The following is a 26,158-nucleotide window of genomic DNA, read 5'->3' on the forward strand; positions in this document are numbered from 1 at the left end:
GCCCCCGGCGGCCTGGCCGGGCCTGCCGGGGCGGGCCGGCGAAGCCCCCGGCCCGCGGCGGGCCCTACCGGGGCGTCACCGCGAAGTTGTCGAGGATGGCCCGTGCCAGGTCCTCGTCGCCCTCGGCCTTCACCCGGTCGGCGACGTCGGCCGGACGGACCCGGCCGCAGGCGAGGCGGACGAACGTCTCCCAGTCCGTCGCCAGCGTCACCGCGGGGCCCAGCGACGGCGCGCCGTCGATCGAACCGCGGCCCTCCGCGTCGACCCGTATCGTCCGCAGGAACTCCACCGGACCGGTCACGTCGAGGACCACCGCCGACGACGGCGGTGCCCCGGCGTCCTTGGCGACCACCTTCGGCAGCGCCTCCAGGAGGAGGTCCCGGGCGACGTGCGCGCCCGGCGAGTCCAGGTTGCCCGGGGCGCCGAGCGCCGTCCGCAGGTCCTGCTCGTGCACCCACACGTCGAAGGCGCGCAGCCGGTAGGCCAGCTCGAGGGACTGCTCGGCGCCGAGGGGAGCGCGGATCAGGTGCTCGGGGGAGCGGTTCTCGTTGCGGAGCTGCCGCGCCCGGCGGATCAGGATGTACTCCAGCTCCGAGGTCATCTCCGGGGCGGTGTGGTGCCGCCGCACATCGACCTGGACCTCCATGTAGCGCGCGAAGTCACTCCGTACGTGGTACAGATCGCGCGGCAGGGAGTGGATCGGGCGCGGGTCGCCCAGCATCTCCGTCTCCATGCCGATGACATGGGAGACGATGTCCCGCACCGACCAGCCGACGCACGGCGTCGGCCGGTTCCATTCGCCCTCCACGAGCGGCTGCACCAACTCGGCTATCGCCTCGATGGAGTGGGTCCAGGCGTCGGCGTAGTTCTGGAGGCTGGGATGGACGGTCACGGGACCCCTCGGCGGTTCTTCGGTGCGCGGGCTGAAAACACGACTGGACGGGCGGCTCGGACGCTAAGTTACGCTGCCCGAAGGCACCCCGGCAGTGCTTTCGTGTGACGATCGTAGGCCGGTGTTGACGGCTCGAATGCCAGGACGGTGGTAGTGTGCGCGCCTCGCTGATCCAGATCGCGGTAGACCCGGACGAACCGGTCGACTCCCGACGCGCCCGCGTGGCACGTCTCGTACGGGAGGAATCCGGCCGCGCCGACCTCGTCGTCCTGCCGGAACTGTGGCCCATGGGGGCCTTCGCGTACGAGCTGTTCGCGGCCGAGTCCGAGCCGCTGAACGGCCCCACCCACCAGGCGATGGCGGCGGCCGCCCGCGACGCCGGGGTCTGGCTGCACGCCGGCTCGTTCGTCGAGGCGGAGGGCGGCGCCCTCTACAACACCTCGCTCGTCCTCTCTCCCGACGGCGAACTCGTCGCCTCCTACCGGAAGATCCACCGCTTCGGCTTCGACAAGGGCGAGGCCGTCATGATGGCCGCCGGCGAGGACCTCGTCACCGTCGACCTGCCGCACCTCACCCTCGGCGTCGGCACCTGCTACGACCTGCGCTTCCCCGAACTCTTCCGCGGCCTCGTCGACGCCGGCGCCCAGGCCTTCGTCGTCCCGGCCGGCTGGCCCGCCCGCCGCCGCGCCCACTGGACGCTCCTGGCCCAGGCCCGCGCCGTCGAGAACCAGGCCTACGTCCTCGCCTGCGGCACCGCCGGCACCCACGCGGGCGTCGAGCAGGCCGGCCACTCGATCGTCGTCGACCCCTGGGGAGAGGTCCTCGCAGAGGCCGGACCGGACGAGGAGACCCTCCGGGTCGTCCTCGACCCCGCCAAGGTCGCCGCCACCCGCGAACAGTTCCCGGCGCTCAAGGACCGCGTGCTGGGCATCGCCGCGCCGCGCCGGGTCTGACGGCGCCGGGCCGGCGGCACCGGGCGGCCCCCGCGGCTCAGTACTGCGACTCCGCCCAGAACCCGCCGACCCGGGACAGGCCCGCGCGCACCGCGCCCCCGCGGGTGAGGGCCGCCCGGTCCACCCCCGCGAACACCAGCGCCAAGGACAGGTCCGCCCCGCCGGCCCGGCCCGACACCGTGACGTCGAGCCGGCGCCGGCTGCCGCGCCCGGCGCCGCGTATCGCCACGGTGACGCCCGGGTCCTCGTCGTCCGCCTCGCGGGTCAGCACCCAGGAGCGCCGGTCCCGCGCCCACAGGCGGTAGCGGTCGCCGCCGTACCGCAGGTGCAGCGCCCGCTGACGGGCCGTCGCGCCGAGCCGGTTGCGGGTCATGGACACGAGGGCGTCGCCGACGCGGAGGGTCGCCCGGTTCAGGGTCGGCAGCCGCGCCACGTCCGTGTGGATGCCCCGCGTCTCGTACGACGCCGTCGGCAGCAGACCGCCCCGCAGCTCCGAAACGGCCACCTGCGGCGTGGTCTGCCGCAGCGGCGCCTCCACGGTGACCCCGCCGAACTCGGCGGACTCGCCCCGCCATCCGACCCGCCGTTCGTACCCCTTCCCCTCCTGCCAAGGGCGCAGCGTGAACGGGCTGACGGTGCTGTGCATGCGGTCTGCTCCCTCGACGAACCCATACCGACCCGGTGCCGCCCCGGTGCCGGCCCCATGCCGAACCATTGACGAACCAATCTGCGGGGATTGGCTCTGGGAAGGCAAACGGCCAGTGCGCAGACTGGGTCCCATGAGCCATGCCGACCGGGACCACGCCGTCAACCCGTCCTCCGCCGCCGACTCGTCACCGCGACCCGAGACGCTCGCCGTCCACCCGCCGCACGTGGAGGTCACGGGCAGCAGGCCGCTGGGCGTCCCCCTCCACCAGGGGCACGTCTTCGCCTTCGACTCGGCCGACGACCTCGCCACCGCCTTCACCTCCTCCACCGCCTTCCTCTACAACCGCCTCGGCAACCCCACCGTCCGCACCCTGGAGGACGCCGTCGCCCGCCTCGAAGGAGGCACGGCCGGCATCTCCTTCGCCTCCGGCATGGGCGCGATCAACTCCGTCCTCCAGAGCCTGCTGGGCAGCGGCGACCACGTCATCGCCCAGACCTGCCTGTACGGCGGCACGTACTCGGTCCTGACCGACCTCGCCGCCCGCTGGGGCGTCGACGTCACGTACGTCTCCGGCACCGACCCGGAGGAGGTGCGGGCGGCCCTGCGGCCCGAGACCCGGCTGCTCCATCTGGAGACGATCGCCAACCCGACCACCCGCGTCTCCGACATCCCCGCGCTCGCCGCCGTCGCCGCCGAGGCCGGGGTGCCGGTCGCCGTCGACAACACCTTCGCCTCCCCGCTGCTCTGCCGGCCGCTCGACCACGGCGCCGACATCGTCGTCCACTCGGCCACCAAGTACCTGTCCGGGCACGCGGACGTGCTCGGCGGCGTCGCCGTCTTCAAGGACCCGGACCTGTACGGCCGCGTCCGCCGCCACGCCGTCGAACAGGGCGCCTCCACCGACCCGTTCGCCGCCTGGCTCACCCTGCGCGGCATGCAGACGCTGTCCCTGCGCATGGAGCGGCAGTGTGCGAGCGCCGCCGAGCTCGCGGGCCGGCTCGCCGCGCACCCGGCGGTCGAGGCCGTCCGCCACCCCGCCCTCGCGAGCCACCCGGACCGGGAGATCGCCGCCCGCCTGCTGTCCGGCGGCGGAGGCGTGATCTCGGTGGACCTGGCCGGCGGCCGGGACGCGGGCCGCACCTTCGTCGAGTCGGTAAGGCTCGCGTCCCTCAGCGTCTCCCTCGGCGACGTGAAGACCCTGGTCATGCACCCGGCCTCGACCTCCCACCACCAGCTCGACGAGGCGGCCCTCGCGGCGGCCGGCATCGGCCCCGGCACGGTCCGGCTCTCGGTCGGCATCGAGCACGTCGAGGACCTGTGGGAGGACCTGGAGCAGGCGCTGACGAAGGCCGTCTGAGCGGGTCTCAGTCCTCCCGCTCCCGCTCCGCCATCCGGATCACGCACACCGCGACGGCGACGAGCAGCGCGGCGTCCGCGTCCTCGCGGACCACGTTCACCGCGTAGGTCTCGCGGACGTGGAACCACCGGCGGGAGATGTGGGCCAGGAGTTCGCCGTCGTACTCGACGGTGAACTCCCGGTCCAGAACACGGCCGCTGACGTCCAGTTCGGTTCCCTCGACGAGGGTCACCCGATAGTGGTCGCGCAGCAGGGAGAGCCGTTTGCGGCGGATGGTCGCGAGCGGGCGCTCGTCCCGCTCGATCGTCATCGCGTCCCGCAGGCTGAACATCTTCTGCCGCAGGGTGACGAGGACCTGCCCTTCGGGGTCCTTCAGCTCCAGGGTGTCGCGCAGCCGCATGGCCTTGCCGTCGACGAGGAAGGCGTGGCGGCCCTGCTCGTCCTCGATCCAGTAGTCGTCGCCGATCGCGAAGATCTTGTCCCGTACGAGATATTTCACGACGCCATGCCTGCCCCGTATCGGTCGCTTTCACCCGAAGCGGCGGGTGGGCGCGTCCGGGATCCCGGCCATGCCCGTCGTACCGGCCGGCCCACCCCGCGGCCCGGCCCCCGGACACGCGTCCCCGCCCCACCCGGCCCCCACGATCCTCCGGTACGGCACTCTTGAACCATGAACGACTCCGCGCCCGCACCCGCGCCCCGACGTGCCCGTGTCCGCGCCCCCGAGCTGATCGGCAAGGGCGGCTGGCTGAACACGGGTGGAGACGACCTGACCCTCGCCGACCTGCGAGGAAAGATCGTTCTGCTCGACTTCTGGACCTTCTGCTGCGTGAACTGCCTGCACGTCCTCGACGAGCTCCGCGACCTGGAGGAGAAGCACCGCGACACCCTCGTGATCATCGGCGTGCACTCGCCGAAGTTCGTGCACGAGGCCGAGCACCAGGCCGTCGTCGACGCCGTCGAGCGCTACGAGGTGCACCACCCCGTCCTCGACGACCCGGAGCTCGCGACCTGGAAGCAGTACGCCGTGCGCGCCTGGCCGACGCTCGTGGTGATCGACCCCGAGGGGTACGTCGTCGCCCAGCACGCCGGCGAGGGGCACGCGAACGCGATCCGCACCCTCGTCGAGGAGCTGGAGGCCGAGCACGAGGCCAAGGGCACCCTGCGGCGCGGCGACGGCCCGTACGTGGCGCCGGAGCCGGTCGCGACCGACCTCCGGTTCCCCGGCAAGGCGGTCCTCCTCGCCAACGGGAACCTCCTGGTCTCCGACACCACCCGGCACCAGCTCGTCGAACTGGCGGCGGACGGCGAGACCGTCGTGCGGCGCATCGGCGAGGGCGTGTTCCGCGAGCCGCAGGGCCTCGCGACCCTCCCCGACGGCAGGGTCGTCGTCGCCGACACCGTGAACCACTCCCTGCGCGTCCTCGACCCCGAGAGCGGCGGGATCGAGCTCGTCGCGGGCACCGGCCGGCAGTGGTGGCAGGGCTCCCCCACCTCCGGTCCGGCCCTGGAGGTCGACCTGTCCTCGCCGTGGGACGTGGCCTGGTGGCGGGGCAAGGTGTGGATCGCCATGGCCGGCGTCCACCAGCTGTGGACGTACGACCCGGAGACCGGCACCGTCGAGGTGGCCGCCGGCACCACCAACGAGGGGCTCGTCGACGGGCCCGCCGCCGAGGCCTGGTTCGCGCAGCCGTCCGGTCTTGCCGCCACCGAGGACCGGCTGTGGATCGCCGACTCCGAGACGAGCGCCGTGCGCTGGATCGACACCGAGGGCGTCGTGCACACCGCCGTCGGCACCGGCCTCTTCGACTTCGGCCACCGCGACGGAGCCGCCGGCCAGGCCCTGCTCCAGCACCCGCTGGGCGTGACCGCGCTGCCCGACGGCTCGGTGGCCGTCAGCGACACGTACAACCACGCCCTGCGCCGCTACGACCCCGCCACCGGCGAGGTCACCACGCTCGCCACCGACCTGCGGGAGCCGAGCGGCGCCGTCCTCGTCGACGGCGACATCGTGGTCGTCGAGTCCGCCCGGCACCGGCTGACCCGGCTGCGGCTGCCCGAGGAGGCCGTCCAGGTCGACGCGGTCGCCCACCGCACCCGCCGCGAGGCCACCGAGGTCGCCCCGGGTCGCCTCCGCCTCGACGTCGTCTTCCAGGCCCCGACGGGCCAGAAGCTCGACGACCGCTACGGCCCCTCGACCCGGCTCCTGGTCTCCTCGACCCCGCCTGAGCTCCTCGTCGCGGGCGAGGGCACCGGCACGGACCTCTTCCGGGAGCTCGACCTGAACCCGGAGATCACCGAGGGCGTCCTGCACGTCTCCGCCATGGCGGCCTCCTGCGACGACGACCCCGCCAACGAGTACCCGGCCTGCCACGTCCACCAGCAGGACTGGGGCGTCCCGCTGAAGGTCACCGCGGACGGCGTCGCCCGCCTGCCGCTCATCCTGGCGGGCATGGACGGCTAGCACCCCGTGGTACGACGACGGCCCACCCGCGTCCTGCGGGTGGGCCGTCGTCGTCGCACGCGGAAGGTCAGCCCTCCAGGAAGGCGACCAGGGCGTTCGCGAGCAGGTACGGGTCCTCGGCGCCGCAGAGCTCACGGGCGCTGTGCATCGACAGGCAGGCGATGCCGATGTCGAAGGTGGTGATGCCGTGGCGGGCGGCCGTGATCGGGCCGATCGTCGTGCCGCAGGGCATGTCGTTGTTGGACACGAAGGACTGCCACGGCACGCCGGCCTTCTCGCAGGCGGCGGCGAACGCGGCCCGGCCGGCGCCGTCGGTCGCGTAGCGCTGGTTGACGTTGACCTTGAGGATCGGGCCGCCGTTGGGACGCGGGTGGTGCGTCGGGTCGTGGCGCTCCGCGTAGTTGGGGTGGACGGCGTGGCCGACGTCGGAGGAGAGGCAGACCGAGCCGGCGAGCGAGCGGGCGCGGTCCTCGTAGCCGCCGCCGCGGGCGTACACCGAGCGCTCCAGGACGTTCCCGAGCAGCGGGCCCTGGGCGCCGGTGTCGGCCTCGGAGCCGTTCTCCTCGTGGTCGAAGGCGGCGAGGACGGGGATGTACGGCAGGTCCGCGCGGCCGGCCACGGCGATCAGCGCGGCGACGGCGGCGTGCACCGAGATCAGGTTGTCCATGCGCGGGCCGGCGAGGAGCTCGCGGTCGCGGCCCAGGTAGGCGGGCGGCTCGATGGCGCTGACCATCAGGTCCCAGCCGGTCACGTCCTCGGCGTCGACGCCCGCCTCCTCGGCGACGAAGGCGATCAGGTCGCCCTCGTGGACGGGGCCCAGGCCCCAGATCGGCTGCATGTGGCGCTGGCGCTCCAGCTTCATGCCGTCGTTGACCCCGCGGTCCAGGTGGACGGCGAGCTGCGGCACGCGCAGCAGCGGCCGGTCGATGTTCACCAGCGTCTGGGAGCCGTCGCGGAGGGTCAGCCGGCCGGCCAGGCCCAGGTCGCGGTCGAGCCAGCTGTTGAGCAGCGGGCCGCCGTAGATCTCGACGGCGACCTGCCGCCAGCCCTGCGCGCCCATGTCGGGCTGCGGCTTCACGCGCAGGTTGGGCGAGTCGGTGTGCGCGCCGACGATCCGGTACGGGGTGTGCGGGGCGGCGCCCTCCGGCACGAACCAGGCGATGATCGCGCCACCGCGGATCACGTACTTCCCGCCCGTCGTCCCGTCCCACGCCGCGGTCTCCTCGACACGGCGGAAGCCCGCCTTCTCCAGCCGCTCCGCGGCGGTCGCCACCGCGTGGTACGGCGTCGGCGAGGCCGTCAGGAAGGCCATCAGGTCGTCGGTGTGACCGCGGTCGAAGGGGCCGGCGGTGGGACGGGAAGCTGCGCTGCTCATGAGGTCACCTTACGGCCGGACCGGAATACGAATACGGGGCCCCGGAAAAAGGAACGGGCGCCGGGGGAACGGGCCCGGAGCTCATGCGCCCCGGAGGCGAGCCGAGCCCCGGAAAAGGAGGTACGGCCCGCCCCCCTCCCCGGGGACGGGCCGTACCGGCAGGACGAGAGGCGTCGGTTAGAACGCGGCCTCGTCCAGGTCCATCACCGAGCCGTCGACGGCCTCGGCGAGCGCGCGCTCGGCGCCGACGCCCGGCAGGACGTTGGCGGCGAAGAACTTCGCGGCCGCGATCTTGCCCTGGTAGAAGGCGACGTCCTTGCCGGTGGCGCCGGCGGCCAGCTTCTCGGCGGCGACGGCGGCACCGCGCAGGAGCAGGTAGCCGACGACGACGTCGCCGGAGGCGAGCAGCAGGCGGGTGGTGTTCAGGCCGACCTTGTAGATGTTCCGGACGTCCTCGCCGGTGGCGGTGAGGTCCGTGATCATCGTGCCGACGATGGCCTCCAGGTCGACGGCCGCCTTGGCGAGCGCGTCGCGGGCGCCGGCCAGGTCGTCGCCGCCGGTGCCGACCGCGAGGAACTTCTTGATCTCCTCGGACAGCGCGTTCAGGGAGGCGCCCTGGTCGCGGACGATCTTCCGGAAGAAGAAGTCCTGGCCCTGGATGGCGGTGGTGCCCTCGTAGAGGGTGTCGATCTTGGCGTCCCGGATGTACTGCTCGATCGGGTACTCCTGCAGGAAGCCGGAGCCGCCGAAGGTCTGGAGCGACTGCGCGAGCTGCTCGTAGCCCTTCTCGGAGCCGTAGCCCTTCACGATCGGGAGCAGCAGGTCGTTCAGGCCGTGCAGCGCCTTCGCGTCCTCGCCGGCCGCTTCCTTGATCGCGATCTCGTCCTGCACGGAGGCCGTGTAGAGGACGAGGGAGCGCATGCCCTCCGCGTACGCCTTCTGCGTCATCAGCGAGCGGCGGACGTCGGGGTGGTGCGTGATGGTGACCTTGGGCGCGGCCTTGTCCATGAAGTTCGCCAGGTCGGTGCCCTGGACGCGCTCCTTGGCGTACTCCAGGGCGTTGAGGTAGCCCGTGGAGAGGGTGGAGATCGCCTTCGTGCCGACCATCATGCGGGCGAACTCGATGATGAGGAACATCTGGCGGATGCCGTCGTGCTTGTCGCCGATCAGCCAGCCCTTGGCGGGGTGCTGGTCGCCGAAGGTCATCTCGCACGTGTTGGAGGCCTTGAGGCCCATCTTGTGCTCGACGTTGGTGGCGTACACGCCGTTGCGCTCGCCCAGCTCGCCGGTCTCCCAGTCGAACTCGAACTTCGGGACGAGGAAGAGGGAGAGGCCCTTGGTGCCGGGGCCGGCGCCCTCGGGGCGGGCGAGGACGTAGTGGAGGATGTTCTCCTCCATGTCGTGCTCACCGGACGTGATGAAGCGCTTCACGCCCTCGATGTGCCAGGAGCCGTCCTCCTGCTGCACGGCCTTCGTGCGGCCGGCGCCGACGTCCGAGCCGGCGTCGGGCTCGGTGAGGACCATGGTGGAGCCCCAGCGCTTCTCGACCGCTATCTGCGCGACCTTCTTCTGCGCCTCGTTGCCCTCGTTGTAGAGGACGCCGGCGAACGCCGGGCCGGAGGAGTACATCCAGACGGCCGGGTTCGAGCCGAGCAGCAGCTCCGCGTAGGCCCAGACGAGGGAGCGCGGGGAGACGGTGCCGCCGATGCCCTCGGGGATGCCGAGGCGCCAGTACTCCGAGTCCATGAAGGCCTTGTAGGACTTCTTGAACGAGGCCGGCACGGGGGCGGTGTTGGTCTCCGGGTCGAAGACCGGCGGGTTGCGGTCGGCGTCCGCGAAGGACTCCGCGAGCTCGTTCTCGGCGAGACGGCGGATCTCGTCGAGGATGCTCTTCGCGGTCTCGACGTCCATCTCCTCGAACGGACCGGTGCCGTACACCTTGTCGCGGCCGAGCACCTCGAAGAGGTTGAACTCGATGTCGCGGAGATTCGACTTGTAGTGCCCCATGGCGACGGCTCCGTAAGGCTCGGGGAGGCAGGTTCCTCGTACACGTACCAGCGAGTAGCAACACGCTCTCTCCGATGATGCTACCCATCAGTAATAAGAAGCAACCCCTATCCGGCCATCTGTGACGTCCGTGACGTCGATCCGGCCCATCGGGCGGCGCGCGCGGCCCGGCTCGATAGGCTTGGCCCCATGTACGGCTATGAGCAGAATCCGGGTGCCCAGCAGCAGTACGCGCCGCCCCAGCAGGGGCAGTACGCGCCGCAGGGCGGCATGCAGGCCGGCATGCAGGCCGGCGGGTACGGGCAGCAGCAGGCGCCGCTCTATCCGGAGCCGTCGCCGCCCTCGCTCGCGGACGCCGTGCGGGCCTTCACGACGGGCACGCTCGCGCCGGAGGACTTCCAGCAGATCTTCGCCACGTCGAAGGTCTACTGCCCCCGCGGCGACAACCCCGGCTTCCTGGCCCTGCACAACACCCAGCAGCCGGTCATCCCGATGTTCACCTCGCTCAAGGAGCTGCGGCGGTACGCGGGCAAGGAGTCGAAGTACTTCGTGATCACCGGGGCCGAGGTGATCGACCTGCTGCCGACCGGCTACGGCTTCGTCCTCGACATGGAGGGCGACCACCGCATGGTCTTCGACGCGAAGGCCGTGGAGCAGATGGTCGACTTCGCCATGCGGCGGATGTACGGCTGACCGAGGCTCGAGGAGATGTCGGGGAGCGCCCGGGAGGAATTCCTTCCGGGCGTTCCGCGTTCCGGGTGGCAAGAAGTTCAGTGTTCAACTAAAGTGGACGTACAAGGTCGCACCTAGGAGGTCCGGTCATGCCCGCAGTGACTGTCGAGAACCCGCTCACCCTGCCGCGCGTCGTCGCCCCGTCCGACGCCGTCGCCCGCCCCGTGCTCGCCGTCACCACGGCCCCCCAGGGGTTCGAGGGCGAGGGCTTCCCGGTCCGCCGGGCCTTCGCCGGCATCAACTACCGGTACCTCGACCCGTTCATCATGATGGACCAGATGGGTGAGGTGGAGTACGCCCCCGGCGAGCCCAAGGGCACGCCCTGGCACCCCCACCGCGGCTTCGAGACCGTCACCTACATCATCGACGGAACCTTCGACCACCAGGACTCCAACGGCGGCGGCGGCACCATCACCAACGGCGACACCCAGTGGATGACCGCAGGTCAAGGCCTCCTCCACATCGAGGCCCCGCCGGAGTCCCTCGTCGTCAGCGGCGGCCTCTTCCACGGCCTCCAGCTCTGGGTGAACCTCCCCGCCGCCGACAAGATGATGGCCCCCCGCTACCAGGACATCCGCGGCCGCCAGGTCCAGCTGCTCACCTCCCCCGACGGCGGCGCGCTGCTCCGCGTCATCGCCGGCGAGCTCGACGGCCACGAGGGTCCCGGCATCACCCACACCCCGATCACGATGATCCACGCCACCCTCCGCCCCGGCGCCGAGATCAACCTGCCGTGGCGCGAGGACTTCAACGGCCTCGCCTACGTCCTCGCCGGCCGCGGCACCGTCGGCGCCGATCAGCGGCCCGTCCACATGGGCCAGACCGCCGTCTTCGGCAAGGGCGGCGCCCTCACCGTCCGCGCCGACGAGAAGCAGGACGGCCACACCCCCGACCTGGAGGTCGTCCTCCTCGGCGGGCAGCCCATCCGCGAACCCATGGCCCACTACGGCCCGTTCGTCATGAACACCCAGGACGAACTCCGCCAGGCCTTCGAGGACTTCCAGGCCGGTCGCCTCGGCACCATCCCGGCGGTCCACGGCATGGGCGAGTGACGGGACGCACGGGGGGTCGGCCGGCTTCGGGCCGGCCGAGTGCGTAGGGGCCGGCCGGTTCGGGCCGGCCGGCCGTAGGCGCCGGCGGGGTGTGCGCCGGCCGGGGTACGTGCCGGCCGGGGGTACGCGCCGGCCGGGCGCGCGCGGTGCGGCGTAGTGCCGCCGGGCGTATGCGCCGCGAGTTCGGGCGCCCTCGGGCGTACGCGCCGCGAGGCCGACGGCTGCTGACGGAGTGTCACTCATACGGCCGTCAGCGCGCGACGACACGCCGACGGGCGTGGTCCGGTGGACGGGTGCAGACGACCAGAGCGCCGCTCCTCCCCGAACCCGCCCGTCGCTTCGCCGCCTGGTGTGTCGTCCTGCTGCTCGGGGCCGGGGTCGCGGCCCTCGGGATCTGGATCTGCGTCGTCTTCGAGACGGTGGTCACCCCCGTCCTCCTCGCGATCCTCGGCACCGCGCTCCTCGGGCCCCTCTACCGGCGCCTGCTGGCGATGAAGGTCCGGAAGTCGTTCGCCGCCGCGCTCACCGTCGTCGCCGTCCTCGCGGTCGTCGGCGGAGCCACGTACATCGTCGTCGCCGCGCTCATCGAGACCGGCGACCAGATCATCACCTCCCTCCGGCAGGCCGCCACCGACATCGCCGAGCACCTCGGCCCGGCCGGAACCTCCCTCGACGACCTCGCCGCGAACGCCGAGGGCCTCCTGAAGGAGTTCGGCGGAACCGCCGCGACCGGTGTGCTCACGGGCCTCAGCGTCGTCGGCGGGATGCTCGCCACAGCCGCCCTCGCCCTGGTGCTGATCTTCTTCTTCCTGCGCGACTCCGACCGGGCCGCCGGCGCCCTGCGCTCCCTCGCACCCCGCGCCACCGGCGACCTCGTCGAGGCCATGGCGCGCCGCGCCTTCGAGGCCGTCGAGGGCTTCATGCGCGGGACGACCTTCGTCGCCCTCGTCGACGCCGTCCTCATCGGCCTCGGACTCGTCGTCCTCGACGTCCCCGGCGCGGTGGGGCTCGCCGCGCTCGTCTTCGTCACCGCCTACATCCCGTACCTCGGCGCGTTCCTCTCCGGTGCGGTCGCCGTCCTCGTCGCGCTCGCCGACCGGGGTTTCGCCATCGCGCTGTGGGTGCTCGGCGTCGTCCTGGCCGTCCAGATGATCGAGGGCTACATCCTCCAGCCGATGGTGCAGAGCCGGACCGTGCAGATGCACCCGGCCGCGGTGATGCTGGCGATCACCGCCGGGGCGTCCGTCGCGGGCATCCTGGGCATGCTGCTCGCCGTACCGCTGACGGCGGCCGCGACGGGAGTCCTCGGCGAGCTGCGGACGCGGTACGGAGCCCCACCGCCGCCGAAGCCGGACGCCGGGCAGCCACCCGGCGGGCTGCTCAGCGGGGCTTGAGCACGGCCGGGAACCGCCCGTCGCCGTCCCGCAGGAGGGCGCCCCTCCGGGTGCCGCGCCCTGCGGTCGCCCGGCACGCCTGGAGCACTCAGGTCGCCGCCGGCAGTCCGCCCGGCTCGAAGGACGCGAGCATCTGTTCGAGGGCCGCCTGGTCGGGACCGATGAACGGGTCCGCGTCCGGGGCCATCGAGATCGTGTCGGTCATCGAGGCCGTCATCCGTACCGCCGGCGGCAGATGCGTGGACAGCACGATCTCGGGCGCCATGTCCCGTAGCGGGTCGATCGTCGCCCGGAACTTGTCCGGGTCGACCACGTGCACCCACGGGCTGTCCAAGGTGGCCCACAGCAGCTGCGCCTGCCGCAGCTCCTCCGGCTTGAGGTCGTTCGCGTGCCCGCTCTCCGCCAGCTCGGCGGTCGGCATCGGCCCGCCGAAGCAGTCCGAGGAGAAGCAGATCCTGGTCTTCTCGTCGTAGAAGCCGACCGTGGCGGGGTTGTCGAAGAGCGGCGGCCGGAACGCGTGCAGCATGCGGTCGCCGACGTCGAGGGACTGACCGGGGTTGAGGAAGTACAACCGGTCCATCGGCAGCGCGCGTTCCGTCGTCATGATCCCGGCGCCGATGAAGGTGGTGACGACCTTCGCCCGGGGCGCGGCCACGAGCAGGTCGAAGATGCCGCCGGTGTGGTCGCGGTCGGGGTGGGTGAGCCAGATCCAGAGGACGTCGGCGGGGTCGATGACCGAGCCGAGCGTGTTGACGAAGTTCCGGTCGGCTATCGAGAGCCCGGTGTCGACGACGACGGGTTCGGTGGCGGTGAGGACGTACGCGTTGACGGGGATGTGCCCGATCCCGGGTATTTCGAGGCTGTCGGCCAGGACGGTGGTGTCGCTCCCGACCTTGTGGGTGTCCATGGCAAGCTCCGTGGTCCCCCCGGCGGCCGTACTCGTCCAGTCTGCGACGCGGTCGCGTGGGGCGCGCGGCGAACGGGGCCCGCGGGCCGGCGGGGAGCCCCCGCCCGTGGGAGGCCCGGTGGGACCGGGGGTCTCGCGGGGGAGGCCCTGTGCGGCGGGGTCTCGCGCGAGGGAGGCCCTAAGGCCTGTCCGGCGGATCAGGGCCGGACAGGCCCTAGCCGCAGCAGCCGTTGGCCGTCGGGGGCTCGTTCAGTTCGAACCAGATGGCCTTGCCCTCGCCGCGCGGGTCGACGCCCCACGCGTGCGCCAGCATCTCCATGAGGACCAGGCCACGGCCGCTGGACGCCATCTCGCCGGGGTGGCGCTTGTGCGGCAGCTCGTCGCTGGTGTCGGAGACCTCGACCCGCAGCCGGCGGGACTTCTCGGTGCAGGCGACCTCGGCGACCAGGAGCGCGTCGCCGTCCGTGTGGACGAGGACGTTGGTGACCATCTCGGAGACCATCAGGACCGCCGAGTCCAGCTGGTCCTCGTCCTCCCAGTCGTGCAGCAGCTGCCGCAGCTGCTCGCGCGCCTCGGCGATCCGCTCCGGCTCCGCCTGCGCGATCGTCATCAGGGTGCGGCGCGGGGCCTCCACCACCGGGCCCGCGGGCCTGCGGGACAGCAGCAGCACCGCGATGTCGTCCTCGCGGCGGTCGGCGAGCGGGCCCGTCGTGTGGTGCGAGCCGGGCCCGTGGACGGCCTCCACGAGGGTGTCGGCGAGGTGCTCCAGGTCCTCGCCGTCATGGGACTCCAGCAGCGCCCTGACCCGCTCCCAGCCCGAGTCCAGGTCGTGGCCGCCGGTCTCCAGGAGCCCGTCGGTGCAGATCATCAGGGTCTCGCCGGGGTCCAGGGTGAGCCGGGTCGTGGGGTAGTCGGTGTCGGGGTCGATGCCGAGGGGCAGGCCGCCGGCCGTCGGTCTCAGCAGGACCGTTCCGTCGTTCATCCGTACCGCCGGATCCGGATGCCCCGCCCGGGCGATGTCGACCGTCCCCGTCTCCAGGTCGACCTCCAGGTACAGACAGGTCGCGAACCGCGGGCCCCCGTTCTCCGCCGCGTCGTCCCCGTCCGTGATCCCGTACAGGAACCGCGAGGCCCGCGACAGGACCGCGTCCGGACGGTGCCCCTCGGAGGCGTACGCGCGCAGGGCGATCCGCAGCTGCCCCATCAGGCCCGCCGCCCGCACGTCGTGCCCCTGTACGTCGCCGATGACCAGCGCGATCCGCCCCGCGCCGCGCCCGCCCGTGCGGGAGGTGCCGCCGGGCAGCCGGATCATGTCGTACCAGTCGCCGCCGACCTGGAGCCCGCCGCCCGTCGGCACGTACCGCGCGGCCACCTGGATGCCCGGGATCCCCGGCCCCAGGACCGGCATCATCGTCCGCTGGAGACCGAGCGACAGCTCGCGCTCCGACTCGGCCACGCCCGCGCGTGCGAGGGCCTGCGCCAGCATCCGCGCCACCGTCGTCAGCACCGAACGCTCATCGGGCGTGAACGCCACCGGATGCTTGAAGGCCGCCATCCACGCGCCCATCGTGCGCCCGGCCACCACCAGCGGCACGAACGCCCAGGAACGGCGCCCGAAGCGCTGCGCCAGCGGCCACGTCATGGGGAACCGGCGCAGGTACTCGTCCGGCGTCGGCAGATAGATCGCCCGCCCCGTCCGTACGACCTCCGCCGCCGGATAGTCCGTGCCCAGCGACATCGACGTGAACGGTCCCTCGTCGCCCTCGCTGTGCCCGTGGTGCCCGATGACCGTCAGCCGTTCGCCCGCCACGCCGAACACCGCGAGCCCGTCCGGCGAGAAACCCGGCATCGACAGCGAGGCCGCCACCCGCAACACCTCGGCCGTCGACCGCGCCTCGGCCAGCGCCCGGCCCGCGTCGAGCAGAAACGCCTCCCGCGACCGGCGCCAGTCACCCGTGATGGGCGTCCGCGCGGCGGTGCCCGGCAACTGCTCGGCGACCTCCTGGAGCGTGCCGACCAGCTGGTAGTCGTTCCCCTCGATCAGCGGCTTCGACCTGCTCCGCACGGTACGGATCACCCGTCCGTGCTCGTCCATGATCCGCAGCCGCGCCTCGGCGAGCGTGCCCTCCGCGACCGCGAGGTTCACCACCCCGTCGATCTCGTTCCAGTCGACCGGGTGAAAACGCGACCGCACGGCCGCCTCGGAGAGCCGCACCGGCGCCGCGGGCAGCCCGAGCAGCCGGGCTGCCTCACCGTCGAGAGTGACGATCCCGGACGCGTTGTCCCAGCGCCACAGGCCGGTCGCGATCGCGGCCAGGACGTCCTCGGTGCGCATTGCCCCACTTTATGAATATCGGACACCAGGTCGCCACCGAGAGTATTCGAATTCCGATCTCGGCCCGGCCGGTACTCTGGGTGGGTCTGCCCTCGTGTCCTGTGACATCCGTGACAGGGGCCACAGGGCGGCGGCCCCTCACCCGAGATCCCGAAGACTGGATGAACGACGATGCATCGGTACAGGTCCCACACCTGCGGCGAGCTCCGCGCCTCTGACGTCGGCACCGACGTCCGGCTGAGCGGCTGGCTGCACAATCGGCGCGACCTGGGCGGCATCCTCTTCATCGATCTGCGCGACCACTACGGCATCACGCAGCTCGTCGCCCGCCCCGGCACCGCCGCCGCCGAGGTCCTCGACAAGCTGACCAAGGAGACCGTCGTCCGCGTGGACGGCAAGGTCGTCTCCCGCGGCGCGGACAACGTCAACCCCGAGCTGTCGACCGGCGAGATCGAGATCGAGGCCGCCACGGTCGAGGTCCTGGGCGCCGCCAAGCAGATCCCCTTCACCATCAACACCGACGACGGCGTCAACGAGGAGCGGCGTCTGGAGTACCGCTTCCTCGACCTGCGCCGCGAGCGCATGCACCGCAACATCATGCTGCGCTCCGCCGTCATCGCCTCCATCCGCTCCAAGATGGTGGCCCTCGGCTTCAACGAGATGGCGACCCCGATCCTCGCCGCGACCTCCCCCGAGGGCGCCCGCGACTTCGTCGTCCCGTCCCGCCTGAACCCGGGCAAGTTCTACGCGCTCCCGCAGGCGCCCCAGCAGTTCAAGCAGCTGCTGATGATCTCCGGCTTCGACCGGTACTTCCAGATCGCGCCCTGCTTCCGCGACGAGGACGCCCGCGCCGACCGCTCGCCGGGCGAGTTCTACCAGCTCGACGTCGAGATGTCGTTCGTCGAGCAGGAGGACGTCTTCCAGCCCATCGAGAAGCTCATGACCGAGCTCTTCGAGGAGTTCGGCGGCGGCCGCCACGTCACCTCGCCGTTCCCGCGGATCCCGTTCCGCGAGTCGATGCTCAAGTACGGCAACGACAAGCCCGACCTGCGCACCGACCTCGAACTCGTCGACATCACCGACGTCTTCGAGAACTCCGAGTTCAAGGCCTTCGCCGGCAAGCACGTCCGCGCCCTGGCCGTCCCGAACACCGGCGACCAGCCCCGCAAGTTCTTCGACGGCCTCGGCGACTTCGCCGTCTCCCTCGGCGCCAAGGGCCTCGCCTGGGTCCGCGTCGGCGACGAGGGCGCCCTCACCGGCCCCATCGCCAAGTTCCTCACCGAGGAGAACGTCAAGGTCCTCACCGAGCGCCTCGGCCTCGCCGCGGGCCACGCCGTCTTCTTCGGCGCCGGCGAGTTCGACGAGGTCTCCAAGATCATGGGCCCCGTCCGGGTCGAGGCCGCCAAGCGCGCCGGCCAGTTCGAGGAGAACGTCTTCCGCTTCGCGTGGATCGTCGACTTCCCGATGTACGAGCGGGACGAGGAGACCGGCAAGATCGACTTCTCGCACAACCCGTTCTCCATGCCGCAGGGCGGCCTGGAGGCCCTGGAGACCCAGGACCCGCTGGACGTCCTCGGCTGGCAGTACGACATCGTCTGCAACGGCATCGAGCTCTCCTCCGGCGCCATCCGGAACCACGAGCCCGAGATCATGTTCAAGGCCTTCGAGATCGCCGGCTACAGCCGCGAGACCGTCGAGTCCGAGTTCGCCGGCATGCTCCGCGCCTTCGAGTACGGCGCCCCGCCGCACGGCGGCATCGCCCCCGGCGTCGACCGCATCGTCATGCTCCTCGCCGACGAGCCCAACATCCGCGAGACCATCGCCTTCCCCCTCAACGGCAACGCCCAGGACCTCCTCATGGGCGCCCCCACCGAGCTCGACGAGTCCCGCCTGCGCGAGCTGAACATCCAGCTCCGCAAGCCGGTCGAGAAGAAGACCACCGACATCACGGACGCGGTCCACCCGGACGCGGCGCGGTAAGCAGCAGCACCGGCATGTGCCGAGGGGCCCGGAACCGATGACGGTTCCGGGCCCCTCGCATGCCGTGCGAGCGTCGCGCCATCGACGCGCGGCACCTCTTCCCCTTCCGGGAAGCCGGTCAGGTGCCCGATGGGCCTAATGCTCGTCGAATTCCTGAAAGTAGTGGGAGAGGTCGAGCAAGGAATCTTCGGCGGTCGACAGGACGATGGAAAGCCTGGTGAGAGTTACGCCCTCGGGGCGTTTCACGTAGGACCACCTTCGACCGGCGTTCCACAAAGATGAGAGAAGCTCCTTGCGGGCGGGCTCGTCCTCGGAGAGCGCGTGTTCGGCCGATTCGACGATCAGTACGTGATGATCTGACGAAAGCCATTGGAGGTCGCGGAGGCAGTCGTGGAATGCATTCCAGTTCCAGCCGAAATAATCTGGGAACTTCAACGCCTCCTGGAATTCTTGAAACGTCGCTACCTCGTCGGTCATCTCTCGGCCGTCCAGGTATGCCACGTAAACGCTTCCCGACCTGGGGAGGAGCTCTCCAAGGGGAACGCCGGCACCCGGCGTGACGATATGCAGCCAGGGGGAGATATGGATGGCGGAGGAGTCTTCAATCATTATTCGGCCCACCTGGGACTTTCTCCGACGATGTACGTCTGATAGTGGGTCGGAGTGTAGTAGGAAGACCCGTCGCTGCCGAATACCCAGCGTTCTCCGCCTGGTTCAGGATTGTCCGGCGAGGGGTAAGTGCCGTACTCCGTGTAGGTGATGGGTTTTCCTGATGGTTCGTGTGTGGGGAGTTTATGACCGTTATTCCTTCCGTCGTTCCCGAAGGGCTCCGTCCACCATTTCGGGCCGTGGAAACCGGGTCCACCCCACCATCCCAAATTGTACTTCCTCACGTCCTGGAGGACTTCCATCGCCTCTGCGGGGATGGAGTCGGGAACCCACCCCTTGACCTTGGTGACGTCTCCCAGGGTTTTCCCTGGTGCGAAGTCCTCGCAAGGTGCCAATCCCAGCGGATCGCCCCAAGTGTGTGGATTGTGGACGTATGACACAGGATTCGGGTCCGGTGTCAGGCCCAAGGGGTCGCCGCTGAGGTAGCGGGCCGATTCCGGGTCGTAGTAGCGGAAGTAGTTGTAGTGGAGGCCTGATTCCGGGTCGAAGTACTGGCCTGGGAACCGGAGTGGGGTGTACGCCGTGGCGTCCCGGTTCCAGGTCGTCGTTCCCCACAGTGACATACGGGTTCGCCAGGCCAAGTCGCCTGATTCGTCCACGAGTTCCGTCGGGGCGCCGATCAGGTCCGTGACGATGGCGAAGAAGCGTTCGTCGGTGGAGTCCGGGCCCGTGCGGCGTTCCGTTTGCGACAGGGGGCGTGGGCCGGCGTGGTCCCAGGTGAGGGTGACGTCCGCGGTCGTCTGCTCGCAGAGGGTGTTGCCGTCCCAGGTGAAGTGGACTGCTTCTAGGCCGGATTGCTTGGATATTCGGCGGCCCAAGGGGTCGTACGAGTATCGCCAGATCGTGCCGTCCGGTGTCGTCACCGACGTCAGGCGGTCTTCCGTATCCCACTCGTAGCGCCACGTGTCCGGTTTGCGGGAGAGGCGGGTCTTCTGGCGCAGGACCGTCCGGCCCTGGGCGTCGTGTTCGTAGCGGACGGAGCCCGCGGTGGTGATGCGGGTGCCCCGGTAGGTGCGGGCGCCCGTCGTGGAGTGGGACGGGTGGGTGGACGGCCAGGAGGCCTCCGTCTGGTTGCCGGCCTCGTCGTAGGCGTACCGCTCCGTCCAGGCGTCGGCGTGGACGGCCGTCACCCGTCCCGTGCCGTCCAGGTCGAAGCGGCGCGTGCCGGAGAGGTCGTCGGTGATGCCGACGAGCCCGCCGTCCGCGCGGTACGTGTACGCGCGGTGCTGCAGGCGGCGGCTCGTACCGTCGGTGACCTCCTGGGAGGACAGGCGGCCCATCGGGTCGAAAGACGTGGTCAGGACGGCGAAGTCCGCGATGCGGCGGCTGGTTTCGCGGCCGACCGCGTCGTGGGCGAATGTGAGCGTCCGGCCCGAGGACGTCAGTTCCGTGCGGCGGCCCGCCGCGTCGTACGACCACGTGCTCGTCGAACCGCCCGGCGTCGTCCGGCCCGTGCGCCGGCCCACCGCGTCGTGGGTGAAGGAGAGCGTACGGCCGTTCACCGTCTCGGAGACGAGGCGGCCGTAGCGGTCCCGGAGGCGGTGCAGGGTCGCGTCCGGGCAGGCCGCCGCCGCCAGTTGGTCGAAGACGTCGTACTCGTACGTGCTGACCGCGCCTTCGGCGTTCTTGCGGACGATCCGGCCCAGGGCGTCGCGGTCGAACCGGATGGTTTCGCCGAGGCCGTTCGCTCGGGAGCTCAGCCCGCCCGCCGCGTCGTACCCGTAGCTCAGCGCCCGGCCGTCGAAGTCCGTCTCCGTGACCAGTCGGCCCGCTGGGTCGTAGGCGTAGTCCCAGGTCAGGCCCTGCGGGTTCGTCACCCGCGTCAGCCGCAGGTTCGTGTCGTGGGAGAACTCGTAGCGAACACTGTCCGGGCCCGTGCGGGATGTCAGCAGGTCGAAGTCGGTGTACGTGAAGCGGGTCGTGGCACCCATGGCGTCGGTGTGGCTGAGGCAGTTGCCTTCACCGTCGTACGTCCAGGACTCCGTCGTGCCGTCGGGGGCGGTGCGGCGGGACGGCCGGCCCTCGACCGTCCACTCCAGCTGTGTGACCGCGCCGAGGGGGTCGGTGACCCGGACCGTGCGGCCGAAGGCGTCGTGCTCGTAGCGGGTGGTGGCACCCAGCGGATCGGTGACCTCGCAGGGGAGGCCGCGGCTGTCCAGAACCAGGTGAGTGGTGGCGCCGAGCGGGTCCGTCACCGACGTGAGACGGCCCGACTCGTCGTACGCGAACTCGGTCCGGGCGCCCAAGGGGTCCGTCACCGACGTGCGGTTGCCGCGCTCGTCGAAGGTCTGGTGGGTGACGTTGCCGTCGGTGCCGACGATGCGTATCGGAAACCCGAGATCGTCGTACTCGGCTCGGGCCCGCCGTCCGTCCGGGCGTTCCGCCACGGTCATGCGTCCGTGCTCGTCGTACGCGGAGCGACTGACGTGCCCCAGCGGGTCCGTACGGGACAGGAGTCGGTTGCGGCTGTCGTACTCGAAGCGCGTGACGGCGCCCAGCGCGTCGATCTCCGCGACGACCTGCGCACGGTCGTTGATCAGGTGGCGCTCGGTGTTCCCCAGGCCGTCGGTGAACGTGGTCACGCGGAGCCCTGTCGCCGGGTCGATGTCGTCCCAGGTGAACGTGGCTTCGAGGTGGCCGTTGGCGCCCGACTGGTAGGTGCAGCGGTCCCGGTCGTCGTAGACGTAGTCGTAGCGGCTGCCGTTCGTGTCCGTCCACGACGTGATGCGGCCGTGTTCGTCGCAGCCGAAGCGCAGCGGGCGGCCGGAGGAGTTGGTCACCTCGGTCAGATGGCCGTCGGTGTAGCCGTACCGCAGGATCTCCTGGTCGGACCCGTCCGCCGCCGCGCCCGCGAGGTGGAGGGCGGTGACCCGGCCTTCGCCCGTCGTGAGCTTCAGGTGGTAGCCGCCGTGGTGGACGATCGCCGTCGGGGCGCCCGCCGCGTCGTGCTCGAAGGTGATCCAGCGGCCGTTGCGGTCGTCGATCTGGGCCAGGAGCGCGAGGTCGTGACTGTGGTCGACGAAGTGCCGGACCGTGCCGCTGTCGGGGTCGGTGATCGTGTAGCCGTCCTCGACCCGGTCCAGGGGCCACTGACGGCCGTGGGTCGGCATGACCGGGACACCGGGGGCCGGGTGCGGATAGGCCAGGAGACTGCCCTCGTCGCAGCTGAAGACCACGCCCTCGGAGTCGATCTCCAGTCGTTGGTCGACCGTCGACGACCACGCCGGACCGAACCAGCGGCCCGAGCGGCGTGAGGAGTCGAAGGTGCGCCGGAAGACGAGGGGCAGCGAGCCGGGCAGGGTGATGTCGGTCTGGGGCAGCAGCATGCGGCCCGTCGCGATGTCGATCGGGTCGTTCTTGCAGGCCGTCTGGCCGCACGTCTTGCCGTTGGTGTGCGGGTCCTTCTCCTGGTCACCCCGGCTGCCGCCCGGCTTCTTCGTGTCGGGCAGGTGCTTGGTGACGTCCTTCATCCCGGCGCGCAGCCCGCCCCGGATCACCCCCGCGCCCTTCGTCCCGAGCAGCTCCGGCACCAGCCTGCCCAGGAACTCCGACGGGTCGCCCTTCGCCGCGTCCCAGGCGTTCTTCAGCGCCCGGTCCGGGTTGGCCGCCGTGGACACCAGGCCGGCGAGCGTCATGTTGACGCCCTTGTAGTACTCCGCCGGGTGGGTCAGGTTGTACGGGTCCACCGGGTTGACCGAGCGGACGAAGCTGAGGAGACCTGCCGTGCCCTTGACGACTCCGCCGCCGAAGTGGGCCAGTTCGATGCCCTGGCTCAGGCCGTAGTCCATCAGCTCCAGCTTGGCCCGCTCGCGGCCCGTCGGCTCCTTCGGCGCGTGTGCGAGGGCGGCGCTGACGGCTGCCTTCGCGGTGTCCCCGGCCTCGTTGCGCGCCTTCCGCGCGTCGTCGAGGATCTCCTTGGCCCGCTGCCGCTTGGCCTTGCCGGGGTCGGAGAAGGGCTCCGGGACCGGCAGTGGACTGTCACCGGTGCGGGCCGCGTTGTAGGCGTCGACCTTCTTGTTGTACGTGTCGACCGCCGTCTTGGAGTCCTGGTCGCCCTCCTTGTACAGCGCGATGGCCTCACGCGCCTTGCCCTGCGCGCTCACGACCGCCTTGGAGTACGTCTCCAGTGCCTTGGCCGCGTTCTCCATCGCGTCCGCCGCGCGCAGCCAGTCGGTCGGCAGGGTCGAGAACTTCTCCCGGAACGCGTCGGCCGCCTCGCCCTTCCAGTGAGCGGCGTCGAGCTTCCTCATCCCGCCGCCGACGAGGTCGAACGCCGCCTGGAAGTCCCGGAGGTTCTTCACCGCCTCGGCGATCTTCTCCGGCTTGCCGTGGATCAGCTCGTTCGCTTCCTCGGTCTGCCCGAGCTGCTGCTCCCCGACCTGCGCGCCGAGGGAGGACGCGGTCTCGTCGCCCCAGTCCTCGACCGCGTCCGCCCAGTCGCGCGCGCCCAGGCTCTCCAGGCCCTGACCGGTCTTGTCGGTGACGTAGTCGACGCCCTCGCCGAGGGCCTGCTTGCCCTTGTCGATGCCGTCACCGATCTTGTCGATGCCCTTGTCGAGGAGACCTCCGAAGTCCACCATCAGCGGTTCTCCCCCCAACGCGGCTGTTCGGCCTGCTCGATGGTCGCCCGGTCCGGATCGAGCAGGTCCTTGAGTCTCTGGTCCGCTCCGTCCCGCGTCCCCGAGTCGATGACACCCGAGCGCTCCAAGCCGTCGAGCATCGAGTCCTCGACGTCGTACGTGGTGTTCTTCCAGGTCTGCTTGACCTCTTGGTGGGCGCCCTCGAACGACTCCGGGCTCCAGTCCGCGCCGTCCCACGTGTGCTGGTCACGGATGGTGTCCCAGCGCATCTGCTTGACCTCGTCCGGGACGATCCCCGTCACCGGCGGGAAGACCATTCCGTCCGTGCTTCCCGCGTCCAGCGCGACCCCGCCCGGGCCCGGCAGCAACGGCACCATCACGTCGAGCAGCCGTGCGCCCAGGATCGTCTGGTACGTCCACTCCCGCGCCGACTCTCCGCGCGCGTCCGCGAACCGCGCCAGTGCCTCCTCGTGGGAGAACGCGCAGATCCACCGGACCCCGTTGAAGTCCGCCGTCCACAGACTCCCGTGGTCGTCGTGCGGCACCAGCACGGCGGTACGCCGGAACTCCCCCAGCAAACGCGCAAACTCCCGCCGCGCCACCGCGACCTCGTCGCCGTCCACAGGTCCGGGTTCAGGCCCGGCCCCTGGCTGCGGCACGGCCCGTGAGGACGGGGCCATGACGATCGCCTCCGGTTCGGGCGCCGCCCCGGGGACCGATCCGGCCGCCAGATCCGCAAGCCTCGACATCCGTTGAGGCTCCGATATGCGGTCCCCGTCCCCGTCCCTGTTCTCCGTCACTCACGCATGTTTCCACGCACCCATTCACACGAGCAGCGAACAAAGGTCCGATCTCGTCATGTTGGCTTGGATGGTGGACTTTCCCCTGTACGAAAGGGGTACCCCTGTCGAGGGCCTACTGGATCAGGTCGGTGTGTGTGGAACACGTCCGGCAGATGTAGAGCTGCAGATGATTCGCGTCGGAGACCTGGATACCGGGAGGGTTCGACACGGGGTCGTCGTCGAGCACGGCGATGCCTTGGTCCTCGTACGGGACCCAACTCCTTCTGTAGTCACGGCATTCGGACGAGGCGATGGTCAGCAGCGGGTTCATCGCGGTGCCGCAGTTGATGCAGAACCGGGCGGCGGGATCGGTGAGGCCCCACGGGGGCCAGCCGCCGACCTTCCATCCGGGGGCGACGGACAGCTCGTTGGAGTAGAACTCCTCCGGAGCCTCCTCATAGGAATCATCCATCTCGACGCCGGCCGCCTGCCATGCGCTCCAGTCGCTGAGCTGCTCCTGCAACTCCTTGCTCAACTCAAGAAAGTTGGGGTACTCGGTGACTTGCTCCGGTGCGAGCACACACGGCTCCGGCGTGTAGCCGTACTGCACGTCGGACGGCTTGGGCGGCGAGGCGAGGACCTGGGTGACGTCGGCGGCGGTCCGCCAGAACAGTTTCGTCGGAGGTTTGTACTCCGGTGGGTGCTCCGAGGGACACCACAGCACCTGGAGCAGGTCTGTCCGTCCGGGCGGCCGTAGCTGGGGCACGTCGCGCGCGTACAGCTGGGCCACGGGCAGGAGAGGGGAGACCGGACCCTCGTGCCACTTGTCGCAGTACAGCCATGGTTGCCCGGAAGGCCACAGCAGCGGTCCACCGATCGAGCTCTCGTACGGTGACGGAGAGCCGGGGCGGGGATGCAGCCGGGTCGTCGTGCGTGCCAGCGGGGCCAGTTCGGGGAAGACCGCCGCCACGTCGAACGGCCGTGGCGGGGTGGTGCGGATGACGTTCACAGAGGTGATCCTGCCAGCGTCCTCTGACACAGTCGGCGTTCGATGAGGTCGGCCGCTCCTCCGCCCATCTACCAGGCGCTCGCGCTCCCCTGCGCGCCCGACCATGGCGGTTCCTCGGGGTGTGACGGGCTGCGCGTGCAGCCGGCGCAGCTTCCCGGTTCGGGGGCGCGGTAGGCGCGGTCGCAGGTGTCGCAGTTCTGGAGGGGGTGCCGGACGGCCGGGTCCTCGTGCGGGGTGCGGAACGGTGGCAGGGGTGGGAGCTGGGCCGTGAGGCGGTGGGCCAGGAAGGCGGCCGGGCGGTGGAGGGGGTCCGGCGGCAGGTCGTGGGTCAGGGCGCGGTGAACGGCCTCGGGCGTGAGGTCGCGCTCCAGCCAGGCGGCGACGCCGGGGACGAGGTGTTCCGCGTCCGTGGCGGAGACCAGGAGTCGGGGGTCTGTGCGGCGGAGGCCGGAGAGGACACCGAGGGCCGTTCGCAGGAGATCCGGGGTCGGGTACACCGGCTCCGGGACCGTCGGCAGGGCGCGGCGGCGTGGTGGGTTCTCCCCGGTACGCCTGGGCCGGGACGGGGGCTGCGGAGTCGGCTCGTTTCCGCCGGCCGTCCGGCCCGGCCGGTTGCAGGAGACCGTACGGGTGACCATGCGGCCCCCGTCCGTGCGGACGCGCGTGCGCCGCAGATAGCCGTGGGCCTCCAGCTCGCGCAGGGCGTTGGCGATCCGGGTCTTCCCCTCGGGGAAGCGGGCGGCGAGGCTGTCGATGTCCACCCGTGCGCCGCTCGGCAGGGACTGGATGTGGACGCCGAGTCCGATGGCCGTCAGCGACAGCTCGCCGTGCTGGGCCAGGTGGTTGCCGACCACCGTGAAGCGGGTGGTGTGGCGGGCGTTGTCGTGGACGACGCCGCCAGGGCGTCCGTCCGTACCCCGGGAGGAGCGGTTTTTCCCGTCGTTACGGGACTGGGGGCGCGGGCGCGCGCTAGTGTTTTGGGTATCCATCGGGAAGGGGCTTTTCTTCCTTGGTGGTCAGG

General features: G+C 71.0%; 18 protein-coding genes and 1 pseudogene. 7 read left to right on the top strand and 12 right to left on the bottom strand.

Going from position 1 to position 26,158, the window contains the following annotated elements; all coding sequences use genetic code 11:
* Positions 1-64 precede the first annotated feature (64 nt).
* A complete protein-coding gene (locus tag OO54_RS04360) occupies positions 65-892 on the bottom strand; it encodes a maleylpyruvate isomerase family mycothiol-dependent enzyme (protein WP_033201509.1) in 828 nt (275 codons plus the stop codon).
* Between the two features lie 155 nt (positions 893-1,047).
* On the opposite strand from OO54_RS04360, the gene OO54_RS04365 reads away from it, so the two are divergent.
* Positions 1,048-1,845: a carbon-nitrogen family hydrolase gene (locus tag OO54_RS04365; RefSeq protein ID WP_033201510.1), complete on the top strand. Its 798-nt coding sequence runs from the start codon at positions 1,048-1,050 to the stop codon at positions 1,843-1,845.
* A gap of 37 nt (positions 1,846-1,882) precedes the next feature.
* Here the strand turns inward: OO54_RS04365 and OO54_RS04370 are convergent, their stop codons facing one another.
* Positions 1,883-2,491, bottom strand: a complete 609-nt coding sequence (locus OO54_RS04370; protein WP_033201511.1) for a hypothetical protein — start codon at positions 2,489-2,491, stop codon at positions 1,883-1,885.
* Positions 2,492-2,624: 133 nt separating this feature from the next.
* Here OO54_RS04370 and OO54_RS04375 point away from each other — a divergent pair, with 133 nt between their 5' ends.
* Positions 2,625-3,851: a trans-sulfuration enzyme family protein gene (locus tag OO54_RS04375; protein ID WP_033201512.1), complete on the top strand. Its 1,227-nt coding sequence runs from the start codon at positions 2,625-2,627 to the stop codon at positions 3,849-3,851.
* Positions 3,852-3,858: 7 nt separating this feature from the next.
* On the opposite strand, the gene OO54_RS04380 is transcribed toward OO54_RS04375, so the two are convergent.
* Positions 3,859-4,350 carry an LURP-one-related/scramblase family protein gene (locus tag OO54_RS04380; RefSeq protein WP_033201513.1) on the bottom strand — a complete coding sequence of 164 codons (492 nt, stop codon included), beginning with the start codon at positions 4,348-4,350 and terminating at the stop codon, positions 3,859-3,861.
* Between the two features lie 171 nt (positions 4,351-4,521).
* On the opposite strand from OO54_RS04380, the gene OO54_RS04385 reads away from it, so the two are divergent.
* The gene (locus tag OO54_RS04385; protein WP_033201514.1) at positions 4,522-6,315 is read left to right on the top strand and encodes an NHL domain-containing thioredoxin family protein; all 1,794 of its coding nucleotides are present in this window, start codon (positions 4,522-4,524) and stop codon (positions 6,313-6,315) included.
* A gap of 67 nt (positions 6,316-6,382) precedes the next feature.
* On the opposite strand, the gene OO54_RS04390 is transcribed toward OO54_RS04385, so the two are convergent.
* Both OO54_RS04390 and OO54_RS04395 read right to left on the bottom strand, forming a co-directional pair.
* Positions 6,383-7,690 carry a M18 family aminopeptidase gene (locus tag OO54_RS04390; protein WP_017240311.1) on the bottom strand — a complete coding sequence of 436 codons (1,308 nt, stop codon included), beginning with the start codon at positions 7,688-7,690 and terminating at the stop codon, positions 6,383-6,385.
* A 177-nt stretch (positions 7,691-7,867) separates the two neighbouring features.
* Positions 7,868-9,697: an acyl-CoA dehydrogenase gene (locus tag OO54_RS04395; protein WP_033201515.1), complete on the bottom strand. Its 1,830-nt coding sequence runs from the start codon at positions 9,695-9,697 to the stop codon at positions 7,868-7,870.
* Positions 9,698-9,886: 189 nt separating this feature from the next.
* On the opposite strand from OO54_RS04395, the gene OO54_RS04400 reads away from it, so the two are divergent.
* From OO54_RS04400 to OO54_RS04410, 3 genes are all read left to right on the top strand, one after another.
* A complete protein-coding gene (locus tag OO54_RS04400; protein ID WP_033201516.1) occupies positions 9,887-10,390 on the top strand; it encodes an SseB family protein in 504 nt (167 codons plus the stop codon).
* A 128-nt stretch (positions 10,391-10,518) separates the two neighbouring features.
* Entirely contained in the window at positions 10,519-11,481 is a 963-nt protein-coding gene (locus OO54_RS04405; RefSeq protein ID WP_033201517.1) for a pirin family protein, read from the top strand.
* Positions 11,482-11,774: 293 nt separating this feature from the next.
* Entirely contained in the window at positions 11,775-12,875 is a 1,101-nt protein-coding gene (locus OO54_RS04410) for an AI-2E family transporter (protein ID WP_033201518.1), read from the top strand.
* 88 nt (positions 12,876-12,963) lie between these two features.
* Here OO54_RS04410 and OO54_RS04415 read toward each other — a convergent pair whose 3' ends face one another.
* Both OO54_RS04415 and OO54_RS04420 read right to left on the bottom strand, forming a co-directional pair.
* Positions 12,964-13,782 (bottom strand): oxygen-binding di-iron domain-containing protein, encoded by an 819-nt coding sequence (locus OO54_RS04415; protein ID WP_033201519.1) that lies wholly within the window; start codon positions 13,780-13,782, stop codon positions 12,964-12,966.
* Between the two features lie 214 nt (positions 13,783-13,996).
* Positions 13,997-16,117 carry an ATP-binding SpoIIE family protein phosphatase gene (locus tag OO54_RS04420; RefSeq protein WP_033201520.1) on the bottom strand — a complete coding sequence of 707 codons (2,121 nt, stop codon included), beginning with the start codon at positions 16,115-16,117 and terminating at the stop codon, positions 13,997-13,999.
* A 171-nt stretch (positions 16,118-16,288) separates the two neighbouring features.
* Between OO54_RS04420 and aspS the strand changes: the two genes are divergently transcribed.
* Positions 16,289-18,097, top strand: a complete 1,809-nt coding sequence (aspS, locus tag OO54_RS04425; protein WP_033201521.1) for an aspartate--tRNA ligase — start codon at positions 16,289-16,291, stop codon at positions 18,095-18,097.
* Positions 18,098-18,232: 135 nt separating this feature from the next.
* Here the strand turns inward: aspS and OO54_RS42240 are convergent, their stop codons facing one another.
* From OO54_RS42240 to OO54_RS04450, 5 genes and pseudogenes are all read right to left on the bottom strand, one after another.
* Entirely contained in the window at positions 18,233-18,706 is a 474-nt protein-coding gene (locus tag OO54_RS42240) for a barstar family protein (RefSeq protein ID WP_051786695.1), read from the bottom strand.
* Positions 18,706-23,346: a putative T7SS-secreted protein gene (locus OO54_RS04435; RefSeq protein ID WP_033201522.1), complete on the bottom strand. Its 4,641-nt coding sequence runs from the start codon at positions 23,344-23,346 to the stop codon at positions 18,706-18,708. Before OO54_RS04435 ends, OO54_RS42240 begins: the two co-directional genes overlap by 1 nt.
* Before the next feature lie 275 nt (positions 23,347-23,621).
* A pseudogene (locus OO54_RS47090) lies at positions 23,622-24,095 on the bottom strand (SseB family protein); the annotation flags it as partial.
* 166 nt (positions 24,096-24,261) lie between these two features.
* Positions 24,262-25,137: a hypothetical protein gene (locus OO54_RS04445; protein WP_033201523.1), complete on the bottom strand. Its 876-nt coding sequence runs from the start codon at positions 25,135-25,137 to the stop codon at positions 24,262-24,264.
* Positions 25,138-25,205: 68 nt separating this feature from the next.
* A complete protein-coding gene (locus tag OO54_RS04450; RefSeq protein ID WP_078905035.1) occupies positions 25,206-26,126 on the bottom strand; it encodes a helix-turn-helix domain-containing protein in 921 nt (306 codons plus the stop codon).
* Positions 26,127-26,158 lie beyond the last annotated feature (32 nt).

Source organism: Streptomyces wedmorensis (assembly GCF_000716445.1).
In the GTDB taxonomy this organism is placed as follows: Bacteria; Actinomycetota; Actinomycetes; order Streptomycetales; family Streptomycetaceae; genus Streptomyces; species Streptomyces wedmorensis.